The organism is Pseudomonas sp. AM8 (assembly GCF_036346475.1).
Classification (GTDB): domain Bacteria; phylum Pseudomonadota; class Gammaproteobacteria; order Pseudomonadales; family Pseudomonadaceae; genus Aquipseudomonas; species Aquipseudomonas marginalis.
Genome location: NZ_JAOTNX010000016.1, coordinates 99,956 through 122,446 on the forward strand (window position 1 = coordinate 99,956; position 22,491 = coordinate 122,446).

Sequence of the window (22,491 nt, forward strand, 5' to 3'; positions counted from 1 at the left end):
GTGCACCCACGGCGGTCAGGCGGTTGCGCGCTCTGGCGGCGCGTCGTTGTGGCTCCACAGCAAGTTCTACGCCACGCCGGCCCGATTGCAACCGGGTGGATAGCAACCGTCCACTATGTGGATAAACCGCAGGTGTTGACGCCCCTTGCCTCGCCAGACGGTAGCGCGTCGCGTCACCGCCCTGCACCACCGTGGGTATTTGCTGCCCAACTTTGCGGCCCACCTTCCCCCATTAAGCGGATAGCCCGCCACCTTGCCGCAGCCTCTTAATGGCTCACCTGTTCAGCCATTATCAAAAGGTGCCTCCCATGAGTGGTGCAAGAAGCGTCGAGCAATGGAAAAGCTTTATCGAGAGCTGCCTGGATTTTCGCCCAGCAGACGCCGTATTCCGCATCGCCCGCGACATGTTCACCGAGCCGGAGCTGTTTGATCTTGAGATGGAGTTGATCTTCGAGAAGAACTGGATCTACGCCTGCCATGAAAGCGAGCTGGTCAATCATCACGACTTCGTGACGATGCGCGCCGGGCGCCAGCCGATGATCATTACCCGTGATGGCGAGGGCCGGCTCAATGCGCTGGTCAACGCCTGCCAGCATCGCGGCACCACCCTGACCCGGGTCGGCAAAGGCAACCAGTCCACCTTCACCTGTCCGTTCCACGCCTGGTGCTACAAGAGCGATGGCAGGCTGGTGAAGGTCAAGGCGCCGGGGGAATATCCGGAAAGTTTCGACAAGGCAACGCGCGGCCTGAAAAAGGCCCGCATCGAGAACTACAAGGGTTTTGTCTTCATCAGCCTGGATGTGAATGGCCGTGACAGCCTGGAAGACTTCCTCGGCGACGCCAAAGTGTTCTTCGACATGATGGTCGCGCAGTCCGCCACTGGTGAGTTGGAGGTGCTGCCGGGCAAGTCGGCCTACACCTACGACGGCAACTGGAAACTGCAAAACGAAAACGGCCTGGACGGGTATCACGTCAGCACCGTGCACTACAACTACGTGGCCACGGTGCAGCATCGCCAGCAGGTGAATACCGAGAGCGGCAGCGGGTCCGCCAGCACCCTGGACTACAGCAAGCTCGGCGCCGGCGACGCCAACACCGATGACGGCTGGTTCGCCTTCAACAATGGCCACAGCGTGCTGTTCAGCGACATGCCCAACCCCAGCGTGCGCTCCGGCTACGCCACCATCATGCCGCGCCTGGTACAAGAGCATGGCCAGCAGAAGGCCGAGTGGATGATGCACCGCCTGCGTAACCTGAATATCTACCCGAGCCTGTTCTTCCTCGACCAGATCAGCTCGCAGCTGCGCATCATTCGTCCGGTGGCGTGGAACAAGACCGAGATCATCAGCCAGTGCCTGGGGGTGAAAGGCGAATCCGACGCCGACCGTGAAAACCGTATTCGCCAGTTCGAAGACTTCTTCAACGTCTCGGGCATGGGCACACCGGACGACCTGGTGGAGTTCCGCGAAGCCCAGCGTGGTTTCCAGGGCCGCCTGGAACGCTGGAGCGATATTTCACGCGGCAGCCATCGCTGGGAAACCGGGCCAACGCCGAACAGCGAAGCCATCGGCATCTCGCCGGCCATGACCGGCACCGAATTCACCCATGAAGGCCTGTACGTCAACCAGCACCGCAACTGGCAGCAGTTCCTGCTCAAGGGCCTGGACCAACACGCGCTGACACTGCGGGAGGTGGAATGATGAATGCGCCATTGCAGTATCGGATCGAGCAGTTTTTCTACCTTAAGTCCGAGCTGTGCGACGCCCAGGACTGGGACGCCTACGTGCAGTTGTTCGACCCCCAGAGCGAATTCCACCTGCCGCAATGGGACTCGGAGCACGTCTACACCCGCGACCCCAAGCGCGAGATGTCGCTGATCTACTACGCCAACCGTTCGGGCCTGGAAGACCGCGTGTTCCGCCTGCGCACCGGCAAGGCGGCGTCCGCTACACCGATGCCGCGCACCTTGCACCTGATCAACAACGTACGCATCGCCGAGCAGGCGGACGGCACGCTGGAGGTCCGGTTGAACTGGCACACGCTGTTCTATCGGCTGGCCACATCGGAGCAGTTCTACGGGCATGCCACCTATCGCCTCAAGCCCCATGGCGACAGTTGGCTGATCACTCGCAAGCATGCGCTGCTGCTTAACGACACCATCAATTCGGTGCTGGATTTCTATCACCTCTAAAGCACCCTTGTTGTTGTGGTGAGCGGGCTTGCCCCGCGCTGGGTCGCGCAGCGGCCCTTGGTGCAAGCACTGCGGTTTGGCGGGAAAAATGCGGCGACTCTCATGGGGCTGCTTCGCAGCCCAGCGCGGGGCAAGCCCGCTCACCACAACAGGCCGTACGTACGTCATAAATATGCAGAGAACAACACATGAATCACAAAGTGGCCTTCAGTTTTGCCGACGGCAAGACCCTGTTTTTCCCGGTGGGCGCAAATGAAATCCTGTTGGATGCGGCGCTGCGCAATGGCATCAAGATCCCCCTGGACTGCCGCGAAGGCGTGTGCGGCACCTGCCAGGGGCGGTGCGAGTCGGGTGACTACACCCAGGACTATGTGGACGAGGAAGCCCTCTCTAGGCTCGACCTGCAACAGCGCAAGATGCTCAGTTGCCAGACGCGGGTGAAGTCCGACGCGGCGTTCTACTTCGACTTTGATTCGAGCCTGTGCAATGCGCCGGGGCCGGTGCAAGTGCGCGGGACGGTCAGCGAGGTGCAGCAGGTGTCGGCCAGTACGGCGATCTTGACGGTGCGGTTGGACGCGGCGCTGGATTTCCTGCCGGGCCAATATGCGCGCATCTCGGTACCCGGCACCGACTGTTGGCGTTCCTACTCGTTCGCCAACCTGCCGGGCAACCGGCTGCAATTCCTGATCCGCCTGCTGCCGGATGGGGTGATGAGCAATTACCTGCGGGAACATTGCCACGTCGGCGATGGGTTGCTGATGGAGGCGCCGCTGGGTGCGTTCTACCTGCGCCATGTCAGCAAACCGCTGGTGCTGGTGGCCGGCGGCACCGGATTGTCGGCGTTACTGGGCATTCTCGATGAACTGGCCGCCACGGGTTGTGATCAGCCGGTGCACCTGTACTACGGCGTGCGCGGGGCCGAGGATTTATGTGAAGCGCAGCGTATCCATCAATACGCCTCGACAATCCGCGGCTTTCGCTACACCGAAGTGCTGAGCGCACCGTCACCTGAATGGGCCGGCAAGCGCGGCTACCTCACCGAGCATTTCGACCTGGCCGAATTGCGCGACGGATTGGCGGATATGTACGTGTGCGGCCCTCCGCCAATGGTCGAATCCATCCAACAATGGCTGGCGGATCAGGCACTTGATGGCGTTCAGCTGTATTACGAAAAGTTTACGCAGAGTAATATCTGACTCCTCAGCACTTCTGAGGGGTTCTACCCCGAGAAAAACAAGTAGAAGGGAACGTTAATGGCGGATGACATGGTTAACCCGGCAGGCCTCAAGCGTGGCCTTAAGAACCGGCATATTCAGTTGATCGCCTTGGGCGGGGCGATAGGCACGGGGCTGTTCCTCGGTTCGGCCGGGGTACTCAAGTCGGCAGGGCCGTCGATGATCCTGGGCTACGCGATCGCCGGTTTCATCGCGTTCCTGATCATGCGCCAGCTCGGCGAGATGATCGTCGAAGAACCGGTGGCCGGCTCGTTCAGCCACTTCGCGCACAAATACTGGGGCGGTTACGCGGGCTTCCTGGCCGGCTGGAACTACTGGGTGCTCTACGTGCTGGTGGGCATGGCCGAGCTGACTGCGGTGGGCAAGTACATCCAGTTCTGGTGGCCGCAGATCCCGACCTGGGTCAGCGCCCTGGTGTTCTTTGTCGCGGTGAACCTGATCAACACCCTGAACGTGAAGTTCTTCGGTGAAGCGGAGTTCTGGTTCGCGATCATCAAGGTGGTGGCGATTGTCGGCATGATCGTGCTCGGCTGTTACCTGCTGTTCAGCGGCACCGGCGGCCCGCAAGCGTCGGTCAGCAACCTGTGGAGCCACGGCGGATTCTTCCCGAATGGCGGCATGGGGCTGTTGATGTCCATGGCCTTCATCATGTTCTCGTTCGGCGGCCTGGAGCTGGTGGGTATCACCGCTGCCGAGGCCAGTGAGCCCCGCAAGGTGATCCCCAAGGCGATCAACCAGGTGGTGTACCGGATCCTGATTTTCTACGTCGGCGCATTGACCGTACTGCTGTCGCTGTACCCATGGGATCAACTGCTGCAAACCCTCGGCGCGTCAGGCGATGCCTACAGCGGCAGCCCGTTTGTGCAGATCTTCTCGCTGATCGGCAACGACACCGCCGCCCACATCCTCAACTTCGTGGTGCTGACCGCGGCGCTGTCGGTGTACAACAGCGGCGTGTACTGCAACAGCCGCATGCTGTTCGGCCTGGCCGAGCAAGGTGATGCGCCAAAAGCGTTGATGAAGCTCAACAAGCAAGGCGTACCGCTGCGAGCCCTGGCGATCTCGGCGCTGGTGACGATGCTGTGCGTGGTGGTCAACTACGTGGCACCGCAAAGTGCCCTGGAGCTGCTGTTCGCGCTGGTGGTTGCCTCGCTGATGATCAACTGGGCGCTGATCAGCATCACCCACATCAAGTTCCGCAAAGCTATGGGTGAGCAAGGGGTAACACCGTCGTTCAAGACCTTCTGGTTCCCGTTCAGCAACTACCTGTGCCTGGCGTTCATGCTGATGATCATCAGCGTGATGCAGGCGATCCCGGGGATTCGCGAGTCGGTGTATGCGATGCCGGTTTGGGTGGGGGTTATCTATGTGGCCTACCGGTTGCGAATGAGCAAGACGAAAGCGGTCGCCGCCTCCCGCATTTGATTGCATTGCAAATGAAAAGCCCCGGTGATCCGGGGCTTTTTGTTTACAGCGTGGAGCGCACTCGCCACAGCTCGGGGAACAGCACGGTGTCGAGCATCTTGCGCAGGTAACCCACGCCCTCGGTGCCGCCGGTGCCGGGCTGGAAGCCGATAATCCGCTCCACCGTGGTCACATGCCGGAAACGCCATTGGCGGAACGAATCCTCCAGGTCGATAAACTTCTCGGCCAACTGATACAAGTCCCAATACCGGCTCGGATCGCGATACACCTCGCGCCACGCCGCCTCCACCGACTCATCGTGAACGGTCGCCGCCGTCGGGTCGCGCTCGGCACGCTTGGGGTCAATCGCCAGCCCCGCCTTGACCATCAGGTTGATCGCCTCGTCATACAGCGACGGCGTGGCAATCGCCACCTGCAACGCCTGCAACAACTCAGGCCGATGGGCGTGGGGGCGCAACAGCGCCGGGCTCTTGTTGCCGAGGATAAATTCGATCTCGCGGTACTGGAACGACTGGAACCCGGACGATTGCCCCAGGAACGGGCGAATCGCCTTGTATTCCGACGGCGTCATGGTCGCCAGCACGGCCCAGGCGTGCACCAGTTGATCGAAGATCCGCGACACCCGCGCCAGCATCTTGAACGCCGGCGGCAGCTCACCCAGGCGCACATGTTCGCGGGCGGCCTTGAGTTCGTGGAGCATCAGCTTCATCCACAGCTCGGAGGTCTGGTGCTGGATGATGAAGAGCATTTCGTTGTGGTCCGGCGACAGCGGGTGCTGGGCGCTGAGCACTTTGCCCAGGTCCAGGTAGTCGCCGTAGCTCATGGACTCGGAAAAATTCAGTTCGGCATTATGCCATTCTTCCGGTGGCTGGTAGTCGGCAGAGAAAGGACATTGGCTCATCGCGTGGGCTCCTTGAGCGGGCGGAGAATGGCACGGACCGGGCTGGCGTCCAGGTTGGCGAAACGCAGCGGCAGGGCGATCAGTTCGTAGTCGCCCTCCGGTACGTCGTCGAGCACGATGCCTTCAAGGATCGCCATGCCATGCCGCGCCACGGCGTTGTGGGCATCCATGGTCTTGGACTGTTGCGGGTCCAGGGAGGGCGTGTCGATACCGATCAGGCGCACACCCAGGCCGGCCAGCAGTTCAATGGTCTGCGGGGCGATGGCGGTGAAGTTCGAATCCCATTCGGTCAGCGGTGCTTGTGGATAAGTACGCAGCAGCACGCGCTCCGGCAGGTTATCCACACGCCCTTGCAACTGATGGGGCTGGACCAGCGCACCGCTGTCCAGGCAATGCAGCACCCGGCACGGGCCCATGTACACCTCCAGCGACACCTCGCCAATCGGCGCTCCGTCGGCGCTGTAATGCAGCGGCGCATCCACATGGGCGCCGGTGTGCGGCGACAGGGTGATGCGTCCGACATTCACCGGGCACTCCGGGCCGAACTGCCACACACGCTCTTCCTGGAACGGCGTATCGCCCGGCCAGGTCGGGGTTGCCGTGCTCAAGGGCGGGCTGATATCCCACCACGTTTTTATTGAGGTCATTTGAAGGCTCTCGGCGGTTACTGGGGTGAATGATACGAGGGCCAGACGTGAATTTTCTTGCGAATTCGTGCGCCGTGAGTGACTTCTTTCGCACTTACTGCGAGGAAATGACTGATTCACGCTCAAAAGTGTCGGCTGACCCGGCGCCATCGGGGGCAAGCCCCCTCCCACATTGACTGCACATGGCTTGAGGAGTCGTGTTCACCTGCGCTTCTGGGCATCCCGATGTCGAGTTCAGACCACTGGCGCAACGTCCCAGGCCTTAGGGTGCATCTTTCCATTCCCTGCCTCGGAGTCATCATGTCCAAGCCCATCACCGTACTGCGCGACACCCACCCCCTGCCGGTCCTGGATGCCTGCAAATGGGAAAAGCTCGAAGGCGACCCGCACACCGTCAACCTCAACGCCTACACCAGCGAAGACGGCAGCAAGATCATGGGCACCTGGATCTGCACGCCGGGCAAGTGGTATGTCGAATATGTGAAATGGGAATACTGCCATTTCCAGGAAGGCTACTGCGTGATCACGCCTGAGGGGATGGAACCGATTCACTTGCGGGCTGGGGATATCTTTGTGGTGGAGCCAGGGATGAAGGGAACGTGGGAAGTGGTCGAGACGGTACGTAAGTATTTTGTGTTTGCTTGAGTTTTTTGTGGTGCAGTCCCCTTCTGTGGTGAGCGGGCTTGCCCCGCGCTGGGCTGCAAAGCAGCCCCAATAAAAAACGCCGCATTCTCTCAGAAAGAATGCGGCGTCTGGTTTCAGGGCCGCTTCGCGCCCCAGCGCGGGGCAAGCCCGCTCACCACAATGCTCGTCCCTGAATGCCCTTATTTGGGCTTGCGGTAGCTGTTGATAATCGCCGAGAAGTCTTGGCCCCCTTCCCCACGCTGACTCATCGATTGGTACAACTGCTGAGCCACAGCCCCCAGAATCACCGGCTGTTTCGCCTGGCGCGCCGCCTCGGTAGCCAGGCCCAAATCCTTGAGCATCAAATCGGCGCCGAACCCGCCGGTATAGCCACGGGACGACGGCGCGGTTTCGATCACGCCCGGCCATGGGTTGTAGGTGTCGGAACTCCAGCAGCGCCCGGTGGAGCTGTTGATGATCCCGGCCAGCACCTGGGTATCGATGCCCAGCGCGTCGCCCAAGGCCATGGCTTCGCTGACGCCGACCATGCTGATGCCGAGCAGCAGGTTGTTGCAGATCTTGGCGATTTGCCCGGTGCCCACATCGCCGCAGTGCACGATGTTGCGGCCCATCTGTGCCAGCACCGGTTGCAGGGTGGCGAACAGTTCCGGGGTGGCGCCGACCATGAAGGTCAGGGTCCCGGCCTGCGCCCCGCCGGTGCCGCCGGAGACCGGTGCGTCGGCCATCACCACGCCTTGCTTGGCGGCAGCAGCGGCGACGTCGCGCGCGGTCTGTGGGTCGATGGTGCTGCAATCCACCGCGGGCACGCCGTTGCCGATCCCCGCCAGTACACCGTCTTCATTCAGCCAGACACTGCGCACATGGGCGGCGGCGGGCAGCATGGTGATCACCAGCTCGGCGCCGCGGGCAGCGTCACGCGGCGAGTCGCTGATGTTGCCGCCCAATTCGGCGAGTTCCTTGAGCACCGTCTGGTTCAGGTCGAACAGGTTCAGCCCATGGCCGGCCTTGATCAGGTTGCGGGCCATCGGTGCGCCCATGTTGCCCAAGCCGATAAATGCAATCTTCATGGTCGTCTCCCGAATCAGCGCAGGTTGATGGTGGTATTGACGCCATCGTTGACCGTGTCGTCGTCAAACCAACGGCTGGTGACGGTCTTGGTCTGGGTGTAGAACTGCACCACTTGCTTGCCGTACGGGCCGAGGTCGCCGAGCTTGGAGCCACGGGAACCGGTGAAGCTGAAGAACGGCACCGGCACCGGGATCGGGATGTTGATACCGACCTGGCCCACATCGATTTCGCTCTGGAATTTACGCGCCGCCGCCCCGCTCTGGGTGAACAGGCCGGTGCCGTTGCCGAACGGGTTGGCGTTGACCAGCGCAATGGCCTGATCGAGGGTGTCGACTTCCAGCACCACCAGCACCGGGCCGAAGATTTCCTGGGTGTAGATCTGCATATCGGTGGTCACGCCCGAGAACAGGGTCGGACCGACGAAGTTGCCTTGCTCGAAGCCCGGCACCTTGATGTCGCGGCCATCCAGCTCGAGCTTGGCGCCTTCTTTCACGCCGCTTTCGATCAATTCCAGGATACGGGCCTTGGCGCGCTTGGAGATCACCGGGCCGACATCCGTGCCGGCTTCGCTGCCGGCGTTGACCTTGAGCTTTTGCGCCAGCGCTTTCAGATCCGGCAGCCATTGCTTGGCCGCGCCCACCAGCACCACCACCGAGGTGGCCATGCAACGCTGGCCCGCCGCGCCGAAACCGGCACCGACGAGGGCATTGAGGGTGTGCTCGCGGTTGGCATCCGGCAGCACCACGGCGTGGTTCTTGGCGCCCATCATCGATTGCACGCGCTTGCCGTGCTTGCCGGCCAGGTCGTAGACATGAGTGCCGACGGCAGTCGAACCGACAAAGGACACAGCCTTGATGTCTTTATGGGTGCACAGCGCATCCACCACGTCCTTGCCGCCGTGCACCACGTTGAGCACACCCGCCGGTACGCCGGCTTCCAGCGCCAGCTCCACCAACAGCAGGGTCGAAAGTGGGTCTTGTTCGGACGGTTTGAGGACGAAGGTGTTGCCGCAGGAGATGGCCATCGGGAACATCCACAGCGGAATCATCGCCGGGAAGTTGAACGGGGTAATGCCGGCACACACGCCGATGGGTTGGCGCAGGGTGTAGGTATCAACGCCACCGGCGACGTTCTCGGCGAACTCGCCCATTTGCAGGGTGCCGATGGAGCAGGCGTGCTCCACCACTTCCAGGCCACGGAAAATATCGCCCTCGGCATCGGCAATGGTCTTGCCCTGCTCGGCGCTGAGGATCACCGCGATGCGCTTGGAGTGTTCGCGGATCAGGGCTTGCAGCTTGAGCATGATGCGCATGCGCGCGCCGATCGGCGTCAGCTTCCAGGTCTGGAAGGCTTGATGGGCGGCGTCGATGGCGGCATTGACTTCATCGGCCGTGGCGAACGGGACTTTGGCCAGCACTTGCTGGGTGGCCGGGTTGACGATGTCTTGCCAATGGGTGGTCTTGGACTCGACCCACTCACCATTGATGAGCAACTTGACCTGTTGCACGGAAATATCGGCAGATGCGTTCATGTGGTCTCCAACTCTTATATTTATGCAGAGACAAGGCGCTTGAATCGCCTTGAAGAATGAGGCGTTCGGACTGTTTTTGGAGTATAGATGTGCAAATCTCTAATAAGAACGCACATAAAAGCCGGTCCAATATGCAAAAAAACATCACATCACTGGGTTCCCTGAATTGGGATGACCTGAAGTTTTTCCTCGAAGTGGCCCGCACCCGCAAGGCCAGCGTCGCCGCCAAGCGCCTGGCGGTGGACTACACCACCGTGTCGCGGCGCATCAGCTCATTGGAAGTGTCCCTCGGTACGCTGCTGTTCGAAAAATCCCGGACCAACGGCTTCGTCCTCACCCCCGAAGGCCAGCGTTTGCTGGGCTACGCTGAGTCCATCGAAAGCACCCTGCACATGGCCTGCGAGCAAGTGTCCGGCTCCGGCGTGGCGCTGTCCGGCCATGTGCGCATGGGCTGCACCGAAGGCTTCGGCAGCTTCTTCGTCACCCCGCAGTTGAGCCACTTCGTCGACACCTACCCCGCCATCTCGGTCGACATCCTGCCCCTGCCCCACTTCATCAGCCTGTCCAAGCGCGAAGCCGACATCGTCATCGCCCTGGAACGCCCGGAACACGGGCCCTACGTGTGCTGCAAACTGTGCGACTACAAACTGCAGCTGTACGCGACCCAGGAATACCTCGACCAACACCCGCCTATCCACAAACCGGCAGATTTGGCCGAGCACCCGTTTATCAGCTATGTGGATGATCTGGCCTTCAGCTCGGAGCTGCTGTACCTGGCCAACGTCGTGCCCGGCGCCAGCGCCAGCCTGCGCAGTACCAGCGTGATTGCGCAGTACGTGGCGGCGCAGCAAGGGCGGTCGATGGCGATCTTGCCGTGCTTTCTGGCGGCGCAGGATCCACGGTTGCTGCCGGTGCTAGGGGAGCAGATTGCGATTACCCGGCAGTTCTGGATGTATTGCCGGGAGGACCTGAGGAAGTTGAAGCGGATTACTCTGCTGTGGGATTACATCAGGGAAGTGACGGAGCAGAACCAGGGGTTGTTGATGGGGGAGACAAGGGAGATGCGGTTTGCGGATTAAGGGCCAGCAACGATAACTCCCCTTAAATTGCAGGAATGTGGGAGGTGGCAAGCCCTCTCCCACATTTTGATTGGATTTCAGATTGAAATCGGACTGCCGGCTCAGTCCGCGATCACCACAATCGACACCCGCCGATTCTCGGTACGCCCTTCCGCTGTGTCGTTGGTGTCCACCGGTTTACTGCTGCCCAGCCCACGCAGCTGGATGTTTTCCTCTTTCATGCCCACGCCCTGCAGCACCGTCGCCACGCTTTTCGCGCGGCGCAGGGACAGTTGCTGGTTGTAGGTTTCCTTGCCCGAGCCGTCGGTGTGGCCATCGACGCGTACGCGCTCGATGCCTACACCCAGCAGGGCCTTGCCGATGCGCTGGACGATGTCGGTGCTGGGTTGGTTAAGGGTTTCGACGTCACTGCCAAACAGCACTTTGCCGGACAGGCCGAACGCCCAGCCGTCATCGGTAAGCTCGAAGCCCTGTTGCTTGAGGACGGCGACTTGCGCCGGGGTCAGGCCTTTGGGAGGCGCCGTCTGGCAACCGCCCAGGGCGAGCAGTGCCACCAGCAGGGTGATAAACATAAAACGCGCGGTCGAGAACAAGGGATCAACTCCTGTGTTGAACGTTGACGACGGGGCTCTCCGACTCCGCCGTTTGCTGGCCACCCGAGGACAAACGCTTGGCCTGGTACATCGCCGCATCGGCGGCATTGAGCAAGGTGCCGGGTGTGACGCCATGTTCGGGGTAGATGGCGATACCAATACTGAGGGAGGTCAACACCTGGGTGTCGCCAGGCACGGCAATCGGCATGTCCATGCTGGCGATGATTTTTTCGGCAATGCGCTGGGCGTCTTCCACCTTGTGCAGCGGCGCCAGCAGGATGGCGAACTCGTCACCGCCCAGGCGCGCTACCAAGTCATCTTCACGCAATTGCGCACGCACCCGTTCGGCGACGGCCACCAGCACGGCATCACCGGCGGCATGGCCGAAGCTGTCATTGATCTCTTTGAACCGGTCGCTGTCGAGGTACAGCACGGCCACCTGCTCCTTGGCTTTGGCGGCGCTGCGCAGCGCGCGAATCAGGCGGCCTTCGAAGTACGCGCGGTTGGGCAGACCGGTAAGGCTGTCGTGGTTGGCCTTGTGGGCGAGAGTTTCGTTTTCGCTTTGCAGATGGTTTTGCCAGGCTTCCATCTCGCCAAGCAAGGCATTGAAGTCGCTGCCCAGGCTGTCGAGTTCGGCGATGCGGGCCGGCGGCACGCGGCGGTCGAAGTCACGCTCGCTGCGGGCGGCGTGGGCCACGGCGGCGAGGCTTTGCAGCGGCTGCGTAATGCCACGCAACAGACGCCGCGCCAAGTGCAGGGCGACCCAGGCACTGAGGACGGTGCAGATCAGGATCCCCGCCAGGCCGCTGAGCAGGAAGCGCAGCAGGCTACCGCCGTGGCCGGTCAGGTGAATGCTGCCGATGGTGCGCCCCTGGTGGAGGATCGGTTGGCTGATGGGCTGCTCGAGCAGGGTATGCGCCAGCGCCAGTTCAACCCGGGAGAGCATGCCGGTTTCCGGACGTTCCCAGTGCGCCAACAGCCGGCCACTGCTATCGAACACGTCAGCCTGGGCGACTTCTTCGGTGGAGGCAATCAGGCTGAGGGCTTCGGTGGCCGCGCCGCGGTCGTTGAACACCACGGCCGCTTCCACGGTGTAGTTGATGGACCGGGCGATCAGGTGCAGGTTGTGTTCGGCGTAGACCCGCAGCGCCAACACGCCGAGCAGGGTCAGGGAAACACTGGCCAGCGTCACCGCCACCAGCGCCAGGATCATGTGCCCTCGGCCGATGACGGAACGCAGGGTAGGTCGTACGTTCGCCACTTTCATGTGGCGGGCGCCCGGCGCCGGGACAGTTGCAACACGCTGGGATGAATGCGCACGCCGCTGCGCGCCACCGAGTCGAGGTTGACCTCAAACGACACTTGCTCATCGCCCACCCGCAGGCAGAACAGACTGCCCACGGTGCACTGGTCGCCGCCTTCGCTGATGCTGAGCACGGGGTGGCCGATCAACGAGGCAAACAGGCGGTTGCGTTCGTCATTGCTGAGTTTGCCGATGTACACGGCGTCGCAGGCGTTGACCACATCGGGGTGGTCGACCAGCAGGCGCCGCACCACGACCGGACGACCGGTAGCCTGGGTGGTGCCTTTGATCAGGTCGTCGGTGTATTGGGTCGGGCCGACGATGCACAGGCGCAGTTGCTCCGGCTCTACCGGCCAGCGGGCATAGCTGAGGATACCGAGTACCACTTGCGTGACCGCCTGGGCGCGCTGGTCCGCCGGGCCTGGGCCCTCGGCAAATACGCGGGGCGCCAGCAGGCATAGAACCGCCACCAGCAGCAGGCGCCTCCAGCTCAAACTACGCTCTGTGGGCGAGACGGCCACGTTCATGCAGCGATACTCTCAGGTGTTTTCGGGGTGATGCCGCAACGATAGCACAGCATCAGATAGTTCTGACTCCTGACCCAACGCCAGCATCAACCCACTCAAGCGTTTGACCTTGCGTCGCACGGCCTCTTCAAACACCCCGCCCCGGGGTTCGATTAGGCTGAACCAACGCTTGGCGCGGGTAATGCCGGTGTAGATCAACTCTTTGGTGAGCACCGGGTTCAGCGCGTCCGGCAGGATCAGCGCGGTGTGGGTGAACTCCGAGCCCTGGGATTTGTGCACGGTCATGGCGTACACGGTTTCCACATCATTGAGACGGCTGGGCAGGACAAAGCGCACGCCACCCTGGCCATCGTTACGTGGGAAAGCCACCCGCAGCACCTGGGGGCCGCCGTCGCTTTCAGGCAGTTTGAGGGCAATGCCGATATCGCCGTTCATCAAGCCCAGGCCGTAATCGTTGCGCGTCATCAACACCGGACGGCCTTCGTACCATTGCTCATCCCCCTCGATCAGCCGCACTTTGCGCAAGGCGGCCGTGATGCGTAGGTTCAGTCCCTCCACCCCCCAAGGGCCCTTGCGCACGGCGCAGAGCAGTTGGAACGCATCGAAGGCTTGCAGCAGTTGCTGGGCCCAGTGGGTCCAGGCGAGGTCATCGCGCGGGGTGTCGACGGTGGGGCGCGCGCTGTGCAGCAGGTTGAGGTAATAGCGATAACCCTGGGCGCCGTCGCCCTGCCCGTCCAGCACCAGGCGCTCCAGGGCGTGGTCGTGCTCGCCTTTGAGGCTGACGCAGAACAAGTCGCTGTGGCTGCGCGCGGCCAGCAGCTTGCGGGCCTCTTCGGCGTTTTGCTGGTTGACCCAGCGCGCCAGTTGGCCGATGCCGCTGCCTTCGCCGAAACGCCGTGAGTAGCGCAACATCACCACTTGCTGGGCCAAGGGATGGCTGCCATCGAGGTCTTCGTGCAGGCCACTGGCGCTGAGGTCTTCGCCGCTGACGGTTTGCAGCCATTGGCGGGTGTGGGGGCTGTACCAACCAGCTTCGGCGTCGCGGCACAAATCACCGAGTACGGCGCCGGCCTCTACCGAGGCAAGCTGGTCCTTGTCGCCCAACAACACCAGGCGAGCATGGGGCGGTAACGCATCCAGCAGGTTAGCCATCATTTCCAGGTCGATCATCGAGGCTTCGTCCACCACCAGCACATCCAGGGGCAGCGGGTTGCCAAGGTGATGGCGGAAGTGCCGAGTGCCCGGGCGACTGCCCAGCAAGCGGTGGACCGTGGTGACCTGGGTCGGGATCTTTTCCTTCACGCTTTGCGCCACTGTCAGCGACAGCACTTGCTGGCTGATGGATTCGGTCAAACGCGCGGCGGCCTTACCGGTCGGCGCGGCCAAGCGGATACGCAGCGGGCTGCCGGACTCAACGGCCGGCGCCTGCAACAGCGCGAGCAGGCGCACCACGGTGGTGGTCTTGCCGGTGCCGGGGCCGCCGGTGACGATGCTGAATGCACCGCGGGTGGCCAGGGCGCAGGCGAGTTTTTGCCAGTCGATCACGCCATCGGGCGCCGGCTGGTCAAACAAGCCATTCAAGCGCTGGGGCAAATCGGCGGCGACGTTTTCCTGGGTGGCGAGACGCAGGCGCAAGGCGCTGTCAATGCGTCGTTCGTAGGTCCAGTAGCGGCGCAGGTACAGGCGTTTGCCCGACAGTACCAGGGGACGACTGTGTGCCGATTCGCTGCCGTCCACCGCCAAGGCGACCAACGGGCTGGCGGCCAGTGCATGGCACCAGTGGGCGCCGTCGAGGCCGTCGAGCAATTGCGACGGCAGCAGCATGGCGCCGCTTTGCAGGTCGCCTTCGGGCGGCAGGGACAGGGCAAAATCCGGCGCGTTGAGGGTTTCGAACAGGTCCAGGCACACATGGCCGTGGCCGAGTTGATGGCTGGTCAGCGCCGCCGCCAGGAGGACCAAGGGGTCGGCGTGTGGATCGAGCTCGTGCAGGAAGCCCACGAACGCCTTGTCCAACGCCCGCAGCCACCCCCTGTCAACCCAACGCTCCAGCAGGTGCACCAGGTCGGCGGCGCGGCTCAAGGGCGCTAACGCCTCAAGCGGTAACGGCGACAGGCTCATAACAACACTCCTTGTTCCCAGGCAGGCTCAGCCTTGGGCGGGATGGGCTTGCCCTGGAACAGCAGGTCCAGGCTTTCGATCAGTTCCCGTGGCGGCCGGGTGAAAAACGCCCCTCGGCTGACGGCCTGAGTGCCGCGCAGGAACAGGTACAGCGCGCCACCCACATGACGGTCGTAGTCGTAGTCCGGCAGGCGTGCCTTGAGTTGACGATGCAGCGCGAGCAGGTAAAGCACGTATTGCAGGTCGTAGCGGTGCTCGAGGATCGACTGTTCCATGGTGTCCTGGGTGTAGGCCGAATCGTCAGGGCCGAGCCAGTTGGATTTGTAGTCGGCCACGTAGTAACGGCCGTCATGTTCGAAGGTGAGGTCGATAAAACCCTTGAACATGCCGTTGAGCAGCACCGGTTCGGCGGCGACGCGGGACACACCGTTGTGGGTGTACTGGCACACCAGCTTGTCGAGGGCGAGCACGTCGACTTTATGGCTGGCGAACCAGAACTCCATTTCGATCTGGTAGTGCTGCAGGTCGCTCAGGGCGACCTGGTCGTTATCCACCGGCAGCGGCGTGTGCAGCAGATGGCCCAGCCAATCGCTGAGGGTGACGATCCAGCCTTCCCAGTTGCGGCGATTGCAGCGCGCGCCTACGGCGTGTTCGATGGCTTGCGAGGTCACGTTGAAGCCTTCTTCCCCGGCCCACTCCAGCAGGCCGTGAAGGAAGGTGCCGGGGTTCGGACCGCGTGGGAAACGGTGAATGTCTGCGCCGGACGCCGCCACGTCACGCGGTGCATCGGGATCGAGACGTTCGTCATCGAAAAGCTTTTGCGCCTGTGGGCTTTCGGGCGCTTCAAGGTGGGCGACGCTCATGCTGTCGCCAATGCGCAAGGCACTGTAGGACGCGATCCACCAGTTCTCGGCGGCCTTGCGCTTGGGTAACAAGGGCGCGAGCAAGTGGGCGGTGTTGCGCGGCGGGTGGAACAGGATGTCCTGGGCGTCGGGCACAGGGGCGTAGTGGATGGCCGGGCAGCCGTCCTGCAGATCCAGCAGCCAACGCGCGAGGCCGGCAGACTCACTCAACGACGCACCGGCGCCGAGCAAGTAACCCAGCGCCGACAGGTGCAGTACCGAGCTGCTGCTGTTGCCACGTTTGAGGTCGGCAACGCCGAGCCAGCAGGCATGTTTGGCGCGGGTCAGGGCCACGTAGAACAAACGCAGGTCTTCGGCCAGGCGCTCATCGTCGGCCTGGGCGATCAACTCGGCGGTCGGGCGCAGGCTGACGTGGGATTTGCCGTGTTCATCGTGGTAATGCAGCGGCAGGCGACTGCCGTCGACCGGCTTGGCCGAGCAGATGAAAGGCAGGAAGACCAGGTCGTACTCCAGGCCCTTGGATTTGTGAATGGTCACCACCTTGACCAGTTGCTCGTCACTTTCCAGGCGCAGGATTTGCTCTTCGCCGGCCTGGCCGGACAACGCCAGGTGTTCGGCCAGGTGGCGGATCAACGCCTGTTCGCCGTCCAGTTCCGACGCGGCTTGTTGCAACAACTCGCTGAGGTGCAACAGGTTGGTCAGCACACGTTCGCCGTCGCTGCGGGCGATCAGGGTTTGCGGCAGTTTGAAGTCGTGCAGCAGGCGACGCAGCATCGGCAACACGCCTTGGGTGCGCCAGATCGTGCGGTAGCCTCGGAACTGCATCACGCGGCTTTCCCACGCCAGTTCGTCCTGGTTCAGACGCTCCAGTTCCGGCAGTGACAGGTTCAAGGTGACGCAAGCCAGGGCGGCCCGCAGCGGCCGCTCGACGTCCGGCTCGGCACAGGCCTTGAGCCAGGCGAGCAGGTCGTGGGCTTCCTGGGCGGCGAAGACAGAGTCCTTGTCGGACAGGTACACGCTGCGCACGCCACGGGCGGCCAACTCGGCGCGCACGGCCTGGGCTTCCTTGCCGTCGCGCACGAGGATGGCGATGTCCGACGGCAGTACGCCTTTGAAGCTGTCGTCCGCTTGCAGGAAACCGGCCGTACCTTGCTGCCCGCCGTTGAGCAGCTCGACAATCCGGGTGGCGCAGGCGCCGGCCAGTTGTTGGCGGTATACCGCGTTGGAAACCGGCTGGTCGGTGGGCAGGTGCCACAGGTTCAGCGCCGGCAACGTTTGGCCGTCGACCTGCAGTTTTTCCTTACGGCCTTGGGACAACACCGGGTGGAACGGCACCGGGTTGTCGCCGTTCGACTCCCGGAACAGGAACGCGCCGCGGCCGGTTTCCGCCCGCAGGAACACGTGGTTCACCGCGTCGACCATCGCATGGCTGGAACGGAAGTTGGTGCCCAGGGTGTGATGACGGCCGAGCGTGGATTTGCGCGCACGCAGGTAGGTGTAGATATCGGCGCCGCGGAAGGCGTAGATGGCTTGCTTGGGGTCGCCAATCAGGAACAGACCGCTGTCGAGGTGGTTCTCTTCGATGCGGTAAATGCTGTCGAAGATGCTGTATTGCACCGGGTCGGTGTCCTGGAATTCGTCGATCAGGGCCACCGGGAACTGCTCGCGGATCACACTGGCCAGACGCTCGCCGCCGTCGGCCTGCAGGGCAGCGTTGAGGCGGATCAGCATGTCGTCAAAGCCCATTTCGGCGCGACGGCGTTTTTCTTCTTCGAAACGTTTACCGACCCAACCGGCAGCGTGTTGCAACACAGCGGCGTCGGGGGTTGGCAGCGCGTCGAGGGCGGCCTTGAGGCCGGCCATGGCGTCGATGCCGGGGTGTTGCGGCGGGTCGCCCTTCCAGGCTTCGGCCATGCCGTCGGGGGTGAGGCGGGTGAACCCGGTGCCGATGTCCAGTTGCTCGAGGGTTTCGTCAGCGGCCCAGGCGCTGATCTTTTCGAACCAGGGCTCGAAGTAACGCGCTTGCATCTTGCGGCCGTGAACGGCTTTGGCGGCTACGGCTTGCAGGCAGATATCGCGTAGCTCGGCGGCCCATTGTTGCCAGGGAGCCTTGATGTTTATCAACGCTTCACGGCGTTCTTGCAGGCAAGCGTTGATCAACTCGGCGGGGTCGCGGGTTTCATCCGTCGGCCGTTCGCTGCCGAACAGTGCGCGCACGCGTGGCATCAACGCGGCCGGGCCGCCCCAGTTGTTGCGTACCCAGTTGAGTGCGTCGTCGTGCATCGGGTAGCAGAACAGTCGCCAATAATCGCGAAGCACTTCGCCGAGCAGGTCACTGTGGTCGGTTTCCAGGGTCTGGGTGAACAGGCTGCCGCTGTCGAACGCGTGTTCGCGCAGCATGCGCTGGCACCAACTGTGGATCGTGGAAACCGCCGCTTCATCCATCCACTGGGCGGCGATGTCCAGGCGGTTGGCGCAGGCGGGCCATTGCTCGGGGAGGTATTGCGCACGCAGGTCGGCGATCAGCGCGTCGGGCTGTTCAATCTCCTCGCGGAAGAAACGTGCAGCTTCGGCCAGGCGAATGCGGATGCGCTCACGCAGCTCTTTGGTGGCGGCATCGGTAAAGGTCACCACGAGGATTTGCGGCGGCAGCAGTTCACGGCCGAAACCGGACTCGTCGCCACCGTGGCCAAGCACCAGACGCAGGTACAAGGCGGAGATGGTGAAGGTTTTGCCGGTGCCGGCGCTGGCTTCAATCAGCTGGCTGCCATGCAACGGGAAGGCCAGGGCCAAGGGTTTGCTGCTCATGGGCCGGCCTCCTCGCCTGTGAGTGATCGCCACGGGGCGTTGATGAGCGGTCGATACAAGGTTTCGCACCAGCCTTCGAACTCTTCGCTGGCGACCAGGGCGGCGTAATCGGGGAACTGTCGGGTGAGCGCCGGTGTTTCGCGACGCTCGCCGTCGGTGGTCAGGCCGTCGCCTTCATAGGCTTTGCTCGCGGCGGCGTGGGCTTTGACCGGATCGGTTTGGCTGAGCCAGGCGAAGGCAGTCTTGACGGCTACCGGGAGCGGCTCTCTCATGCCGCTGTGCCAGGCCAACAGCAGGTTGCCGAGGATTTCCCGGGCGATGGGCTTATCCAGCGGGGCCAGTAGCAACGTATTGTCGCTGGCCACCAACCCCGTGCTCAACGACAGACCGCAGGCACAGGCCACCACATGATTGACCCAAGGACGAATCAGACGATGCCATTTGCGTGTTTTGATCGAGCCGATGCTATTGGGGATGGTGGTGACACTCAGCAATCCGCCATCACTGCGTCGATGCAGGCCGCTGATCCAGCCTTCCAGCGCTATACCTTGATGCTCGAAACTGATCGGTTCTGCAGCGGTGTGTGGCGTTGGCCAGAGCGCCAGCAACTGCTGGTAGCGTTGCAACAAGTCGGGCAGGGGCTCAATGAGTTCGTTGCGCAGGCACTCGCCGAAACCAACCATCGGCAACAGGCCACTGCCTTGCAGCCGCAGAGCCTGGGCGTTGAGGGCCTGGTCGAGGTGTTCGGGCTGGGACAGCGCAGCGTTCAACAGGCTGTCGCTCAGGCTGTAGCGTTGCAGCGCGTCAAGCACGAAGGGTTCTTCATCGGCCAAGGGTACTTCGGCGGCTTCGAAGAACACTTTCAGACGCTGGCTGAAGAAGTGTTTGACCGGGTTGCGCAGGAAGTCCTGCAACTGGCCGAGACTCAGGGGCTCTTCCTGTTGGTGCTCCGCCAGTTGATCCTCTTTGGGGACGTTATCCACAGATTGGTGGAGTAACTGCCATTCGCGGGCATAGCTGAACAGCGCATCACCTTCGTGGAAGTAACGGGCGCTGAAGGGTTGGAGCGGGTGTTCCTGGGTCATCGCGTCCAGTAGCGGTGTTTCTTGTGCGTTGTGCCAGCCACTGGCGATATGGTCGCGCAGTTGGCCGATGAGTACAGAGGCCGGGCGCTCGCTGTTATCGCGGATGCTACGGCCGACCCAGCTGATATAGAGCTGGTCGCGGGCGGACAGCAGGGCTTCGAGCAGCAGGTAACGGTCGTCTTCGCGGCGCGAACGGTCGCCGGGCCGGTAGTCGCTGCCCATCAGGTCGAAATCCAGCGGTGGTTGGGCGCGTGGGTAGTCGCCATCGTTCATGCCGAGCAGGCAGACGAGTTTGAAGGGGATGGCGCGCATGGGCATCAGGGTGCAAAAATTGACAGCTCCGGCGAGGAAGCGCTGGGACAGACGGCCTTGATCCAGGCCGGCCAGCCAGGCTTCGCGGACTACGGTAAGCGGTAACTCATCCTGCAGGCCAACGGACTCGCAGGTTTCCAACCAGGTTTCCCTGAGTTGCTCAAGCTGACCCAACAGGTAGTCGTCGTGCTCGCTGCTGGGTAGGAAGAAGAGTTGCATCAGGCGTTGCAGACGCTCGCCCCATTCGTGGGGTGCTGCGGGTTGTGACAGCGCTTGATGGGCATCGCTGAGCGCATCAAGCAAAGCGACCAGTGGGCCGATCAAGGCCGCATCAAGCCCGCCGATTTCGTCGTAGGGCTCAATGCCTTCGCAGGCTGCACCGGTGCCGACGGCGTAGCCTAGAAGCATACGGCGAAGGCCAAATCGCCAGCTGTTTTGTTCCAGCTTACTCGGCAGACCGAGACCCGCGCGTTGCTCGGCGTTGAGCCCCCAACGGATGCCAGCGCCTTCGATCCAGCGGTGCAGTGTGGGCAGATCGCGCTCCTTGATGGCGAAGCGTTCTCGCAAGGCCGGGACATCCAACAGGTCGAGAATCTCGCTGACGGGGAAGCGGCTGTCGGGGAGTTTGAGCAGGTGTTCAACGGCGATCAGCAGGGGATCGCGGCCGCGCTGACCTTGATCGGTCAGGGTGAAGGGGATGAAGCGGGGATCGATTCTGTCCAGTTGACCGAATACCGCGCGGATATGCGGCGCATAGCTGTCGACGTCAGGGACCATGACGATGATGTCCCTTGGGCGAAGCGTGGGGTCGGCGCTGAAGCGTTGGAGCAATTGGTCGTGGAGAATCTCCACTTCGCGTTGGGCGCTGTGGGCAATGTGGAAGCGGATGGATGTATCACGCTCCAGATCGACAGCCGGCCATTGTTCCCGAGTCTCATTGAGCGGGCGCAGTTCGAGGATATCGTCCTGAAGCTGGTTGAGCAGTGTGGTGGGCTCGCTGTCGCTGAACAGGTCGATTCGACCATCGCGAAAAGCGGCGCGGTAGCTGTTGGGATCGTCGTAACTGTCCAGCAGGCTGATGTAATCACGACCTTGTTTGCCCCAGGCGGCCAACAGCGGATGAGCATGTTGGTGCAGGGTTTGTGGGTCGATGGTAACGGGCATGCCGGCTTTGCGCGCCTGGCGCTTGTATTCGTTACGCAGCAGGTCTTTGTCGGCCACGATGTCGGACCAATGGTGGCGACACGGGTTGTGCACGCACAGCAGGACTTGGCTGAAACGGGCCAGGCCGGCCAGCGCCTCCAGCGCTTGGGCGGGCAAGGAAGAAATCCCGAAGACAATCACCCGGGAAGGCAGCCCCTTCGGCGCTTGCTCAAGCGCATTGATACGTTCGATAAAGCGCTGGTGCACGCCGGCGCGGCTTTCGGCCATGCCCTCTTCACCGACGTCCAACAGCAGCGCGCGCCATAACTCGGCTTGCCAGCAGTTGGCCGGGCTGAGTGGCTTTGATTCGCCTCGACCGTTACGCAATTGATGACGGCCAGCGGCCCAGTCTTCCAGCCAGTCAGCGCGGTAGACCTGGTATTGGTCGAACAGGTCAGCCAGTCGTTCCGCCAGTTGGTAGCGTTTGCGCAGGTCGGAGTCGTGGGTCAAGAAGCGTTGCAACGGCTCGAAGTGCTGTTGATCGATGAGTTCCGGGAGCAGGCGCATCAGGCGCCAAGTGAGCGGGGCTTTATCGAGCAGGGATTTTGGAGGGATTTCGTCACGTCCCAGGACCATGCGATAGAGCTGCCACATGAAGCTGCCGGGGAGCTGTACATCGATGGCGGCGGCAATTCCGCAGCCTCCCATATCGTCGTCTTCCGGGTCTTCAGCCAAGGCCAGTTTGAGCCACTGGGCAATGCCGTTGCTTTGTACCAGGGCGATTTCGTTTTCCAGGGGCGCCAGGGGATAACGGCGCATCCAACTCACCACCAGGCTGCGCAGTTCGTCCAAGCGGTTGCCGTGAACCACCATGAATCCAGCGCTGAGGGACGTCGCATCCGGCATAACGGCTTCCTTGGGAAAAGCAAAATCGAGGGCATGGACTTTAGCACTGAAGCCCCTCCCGAGGCGCCTCTTCGCACTTTCCGACCGCCCAAAACAAAACCCCATCTGCTT

General features: G+C 62.4%; 16 protein-coding genes. 6 read left to right on the forward strand and 10 right to left on the reverse strand.

Annotated elements, in window-relative coordinates:
* The first annotated feature begins 308 nt into the window (after positions 1-308).
* From antA to V3W40_RS30165, 4 genes are all read left to right on the forward strand, one after another.
* On the forward strand, positions 309-1,700 hold the full coding sequence (gene antA, locus V3W40_RS30150) for an anthranilate 1,2-dioxygenase large subunit (RefSeq protein ID WP_330216236.1): 1,392 nt from the start codon (positions 309-311) through the stop codon (positions 1,698-1,700).
* Positions 1,700-2,191: an anthranilate 1,2-dioxygenase small subunit gene (gene antB, locus V3W40_RS30155; protein WP_065925950.1), complete on the forward strand. Its 492-nt coding sequence runs from the start codon at positions 1,700-1,702 to the stop codon at positions 2,189-2,191. The genes antA and antB overlap by 1 nt, the downstream gene beginning before the upstream one ends.
* 188 nt (positions 2,192-2,379) lie before the next feature.
* Entirely contained in the window at positions 2,380-3,387 is a 1,008-nt protein-coding gene (gene antC, locus V3W40_RS30160; RefSeq protein WP_330216237.1) for an anthranilate 1,2-dioxygenase electron transfer component AntC, read from the forward strand.
* A 57-nt stretch (positions 3,388-3,444) separates the two neighbouring features.
* Positions 3,445-4,851 carry an amino acid permease gene (locus V3W40_RS30165; RefSeq protein WP_330216238.1) on the forward strand — a complete coding sequence of 469 codons (1,407 nt, stop codon included), beginning with the start codon at positions 3,445-3,447 and terminating at the stop codon, positions 4,849-4,851.
* Positions 4,852-4,894: 43 nt separating this feature from the next.
* Here the strand turns inward: V3W40_RS30165 and kynA are convergent, their stop codons facing one another.
* Positions 4,895-5,752: a tryptophan 2,3-dioxygenase gene (gene kynA / locus V3W40_RS30170; RefSeq protein WP_027607676.1), complete on the reverse strand. Its 858-nt coding sequence runs from the start codon at positions 5,750-5,752 to the stop codon at positions 4,895-4,897.
* The gene (gene kynB, locus V3W40_RS30175; protein WP_065925947.1) at positions 5,749-6,399 is read right to left on the reverse strand and encodes an arylformamidase; all 651 of its coding nucleotides are present in this window, start codon (positions 6,397-6,399) and stop codon (positions 5,749-5,751) included. Before kynB ends, kynA begins: the two co-directional genes overlap by 4 nt.
* A gap of 300 nt (positions 6,400-6,699) precedes the next feature.
* On the opposite strand from kynB, the gene V3W40_RS30180 reads away from it, so the two are divergent.
* The gene (locus V3W40_RS30180) at positions 6,700-7,044 is read left to right on the forward strand and encodes a cupin domain-containing protein (protein WP_003230905.1); all 345 of its coding nucleotides are present in this window, start codon (positions 6,700-6,702) and stop codon (positions 7,042-7,044) included.
* A gap of 179 nt (positions 7,045-7,223) precedes the next feature.
* On the opposite strand, the gene mmsB is transcribed toward V3W40_RS30180, so the two are convergent.
* Positions 7,224-8,111 carry a 3-hydroxyisobutyrate dehydrogenase gene (gene mmsB / locus V3W40_RS30185; RefSeq protein ID WP_065925946.1) on the reverse strand — a complete coding sequence of 296 codons (888 nt, stop codon included), beginning with the start codon at positions 8,109-8,111 and terminating at the stop codon, positions 7,224-7,226.
* A 14-nt stretch (positions 8,112-8,125) separates the two neighbouring features.
* The gene (locus V3W40_RS30190) at positions 8,126-9,643 is read right to left on the reverse strand and encodes a CoA-acylating methylmalonate-semialdehyde dehydrogenase (RefSeq protein WP_330216239.1); all 1,518 of its coding nucleotides are present in this window, start codon (positions 9,641-9,643) and stop codon (positions 8,126-8,128) included.
* Positions 9,644-9,774: 131 nt separating this feature from the next.
* Here V3W40_RS30190 and V3W40_RS30195 point away from each other — a divergent pair, with 131 nt between their 5' ends.
* Positions 9,775-10,722: a LysR family transcriptional regulator gene (locus V3W40_RS30195; RefSeq protein WP_065925944.1), complete on the forward strand. Its 948-nt coding sequence runs from the start codon at positions 9,775-9,777 to the stop codon at positions 10,720-10,722.
* Positions 10,723-10,823: 101 nt separating this feature from the next.
* Here the strand turns inward: V3W40_RS30195 and V3W40_RS30200 are convergent, their stop codons facing one another.
* Genes V3W40_RS30200 through recC form a run of 6 tightly spaced genes read right to left on the reverse strand, consistent with a single transcriptional unit; the run spans position 10,824 to position 22,380 of the window.
* Positions 10,824-11,315 (reverse strand): OmpA family protein, encoded by a 492-nt coding sequence (locus V3W40_RS30200; RefSeq protein ID WP_330216240.1) that lies wholly within the window; start codon positions 11,313-11,315, stop codon positions 10,824-10,826.
* Positions 11,316-11,319: 4 nt separating this feature from the next.
* Positions 11,320-12,582, reverse strand: coding sequence for a diguanylate cyclase domain-containing protein (locus V3W40_RS30205; RefSeq protein WP_065925942.1), 1,263 nt, complete (start codon positions 12,580-12,582; stop codon positions 11,320-11,322).
* Positions 12,579-13,145, reverse strand: a complete 567-nt coding sequence (locus V3W40_RS30210) for a YfiR family protein (protein ID WP_065925941.1) — start codon at positions 13,143-13,145, stop codon at positions 12,579-12,581. The genes V3W40_RS30205 and V3W40_RS30210 overlap by 4 nt, the downstream gene beginning before the upstream one ends.
* Positions 13,146-13,157: 12 nt before the next feature.
* On the reverse strand, positions 13,158-15,263 hold the full coding sequence (gene recD, locus V3W40_RS30215; protein WP_065947231.1) for an exodeoxyribonuclease V subunit alpha: 2,106 nt from the start codon (positions 15,261-15,263) through the stop codon (positions 13,158-13,160).
* Positions 15,260-18,934: an exodeoxyribonuclease V subunit beta gene (gene recB / locus V3W40_RS30220; RefSeq protein ID WP_330216241.1), complete on the reverse strand. Its 3,675-nt coding sequence runs from the start codon at positions 18,932-18,934 to the stop codon at positions 15,260-15,262. The genes recD and recB overlap by 4 nt, the downstream gene beginning before the upstream one ends.
* The gene (gene recC, locus V3W40_RS30225; protein WP_330216242.1) at positions 18,931-22,380 is read right to left on the reverse strand and encodes an exodeoxyribonuclease V subunit gamma; all 3,450 of its coding nucleotides are present in this window, start codon (positions 22,378-22,380) and stop codon (positions 18,931-18,933) included. The genes recB and recC overlap by 4 nt, the downstream gene beginning before the upstream one ends.
* Positions 22,381-22,491: the final 111 nt, after the last annotated feature.

Bases quoted from the DNA above. Each gene is read 5' to 3' on its own strand.
- antA (WP_330216236.1), top strand. From the start codon at position 309: ATGAGTGGTGCAAGAAGCGTCGAGCAATGGAAAAGCTTTATCGAGAGC.
- antB (WP_065925950.1), top strand. From the start codon at position 1,700: ATGAATGCGCCATTGCAGTATCGGATCGAGCAGTTTTTCTACCTTAAG.
- antC (WP_330216237.1), top strand. From the start codon at position 2,380: ATGAATCACAAAGTGGCCTTCAGTTTTGCCGACGGCAAGACCCTGTTT.
- V3W40_RS30165 (WP_330216238.1), top strand. From the start codon at position 3,445: ATGGCGGATGACATGGTTAACCCGGCAGGCCTCAAGCGTGGCCTTAAG.
- kynA (WP_027607676.1), bottom strand. From the start codon at position 5,752: ATGAGCCAATGTCCTTTCTCTGCCGACTACCAGCCACCGGAAGAATGG.
- kynB (WP_065925947.1), bottom strand. From the start codon at position 6,399: ATGACCTCAATAAAAACGTGGTGGGATATCAGCCCGCCCTTGAGCACG.
- V3W40_RS30180 (WP_003230905.1), top strand. From the start codon at position 6,700: ATGTCCAAGCCCATCACCGTACTGCGCGACACCCACCCCCTGCCGGTC.
- mmsB (WP_065925946.1), bottom strand. From the start codon at position 8,111: ATGAAGATTGCATTTATCGGCTTGGGCAACATGGGCGCACCGATGGCC.
- V3W40_RS30190 (WP_330216239.1), bottom strand. From the start codon at position 9,643: ATGAACGCATCTGCCGATATTTCCGTGCAACAGGTCAAGTTGCTCATC.
- V3W40_RS30195 (WP_065925944.1), top strand. From the start codon at position 9,775: ATGCAAAAAAACATCACATCACTGGGTTCCCTGAATTGGGATGACCTG.
- V3W40_RS30205 (WP_065925942.1), bottom strand. From the start codon at position 12,582: ATGAAAGTGGCGAACGTACGACCTACCCTGCGTTCCGTCATCGGCCGA.
- V3W40_RS30210 (WP_065925941.1), bottom strand. From the start codon at position 13,145: ATGAACGTGGCCGTCTCGCCCACAGAGCGTAGTTTGAGCTGGAGGCGC.
- recD (WP_065947231.1), bottom strand. From the start codon at position 15,263: ATGAGCCTGTCGCCGTTACCGCTTGAGGCGTTAGCGCCCTTGAGCCGC.
- recB (WP_330216241.1), bottom strand. From the start codon at position 18,934: ATGAGCAGCAAACCCTTGGCCCTGGCCTTCCCGTTGCATGGCAGCCAG.
- recC (WP_330216242.1), bottom strand. From the start codon at position 22,380: ATGCCGGATGCGACGTCCCTCAGCGCTGGATTCATGGTGGTTCACGGC.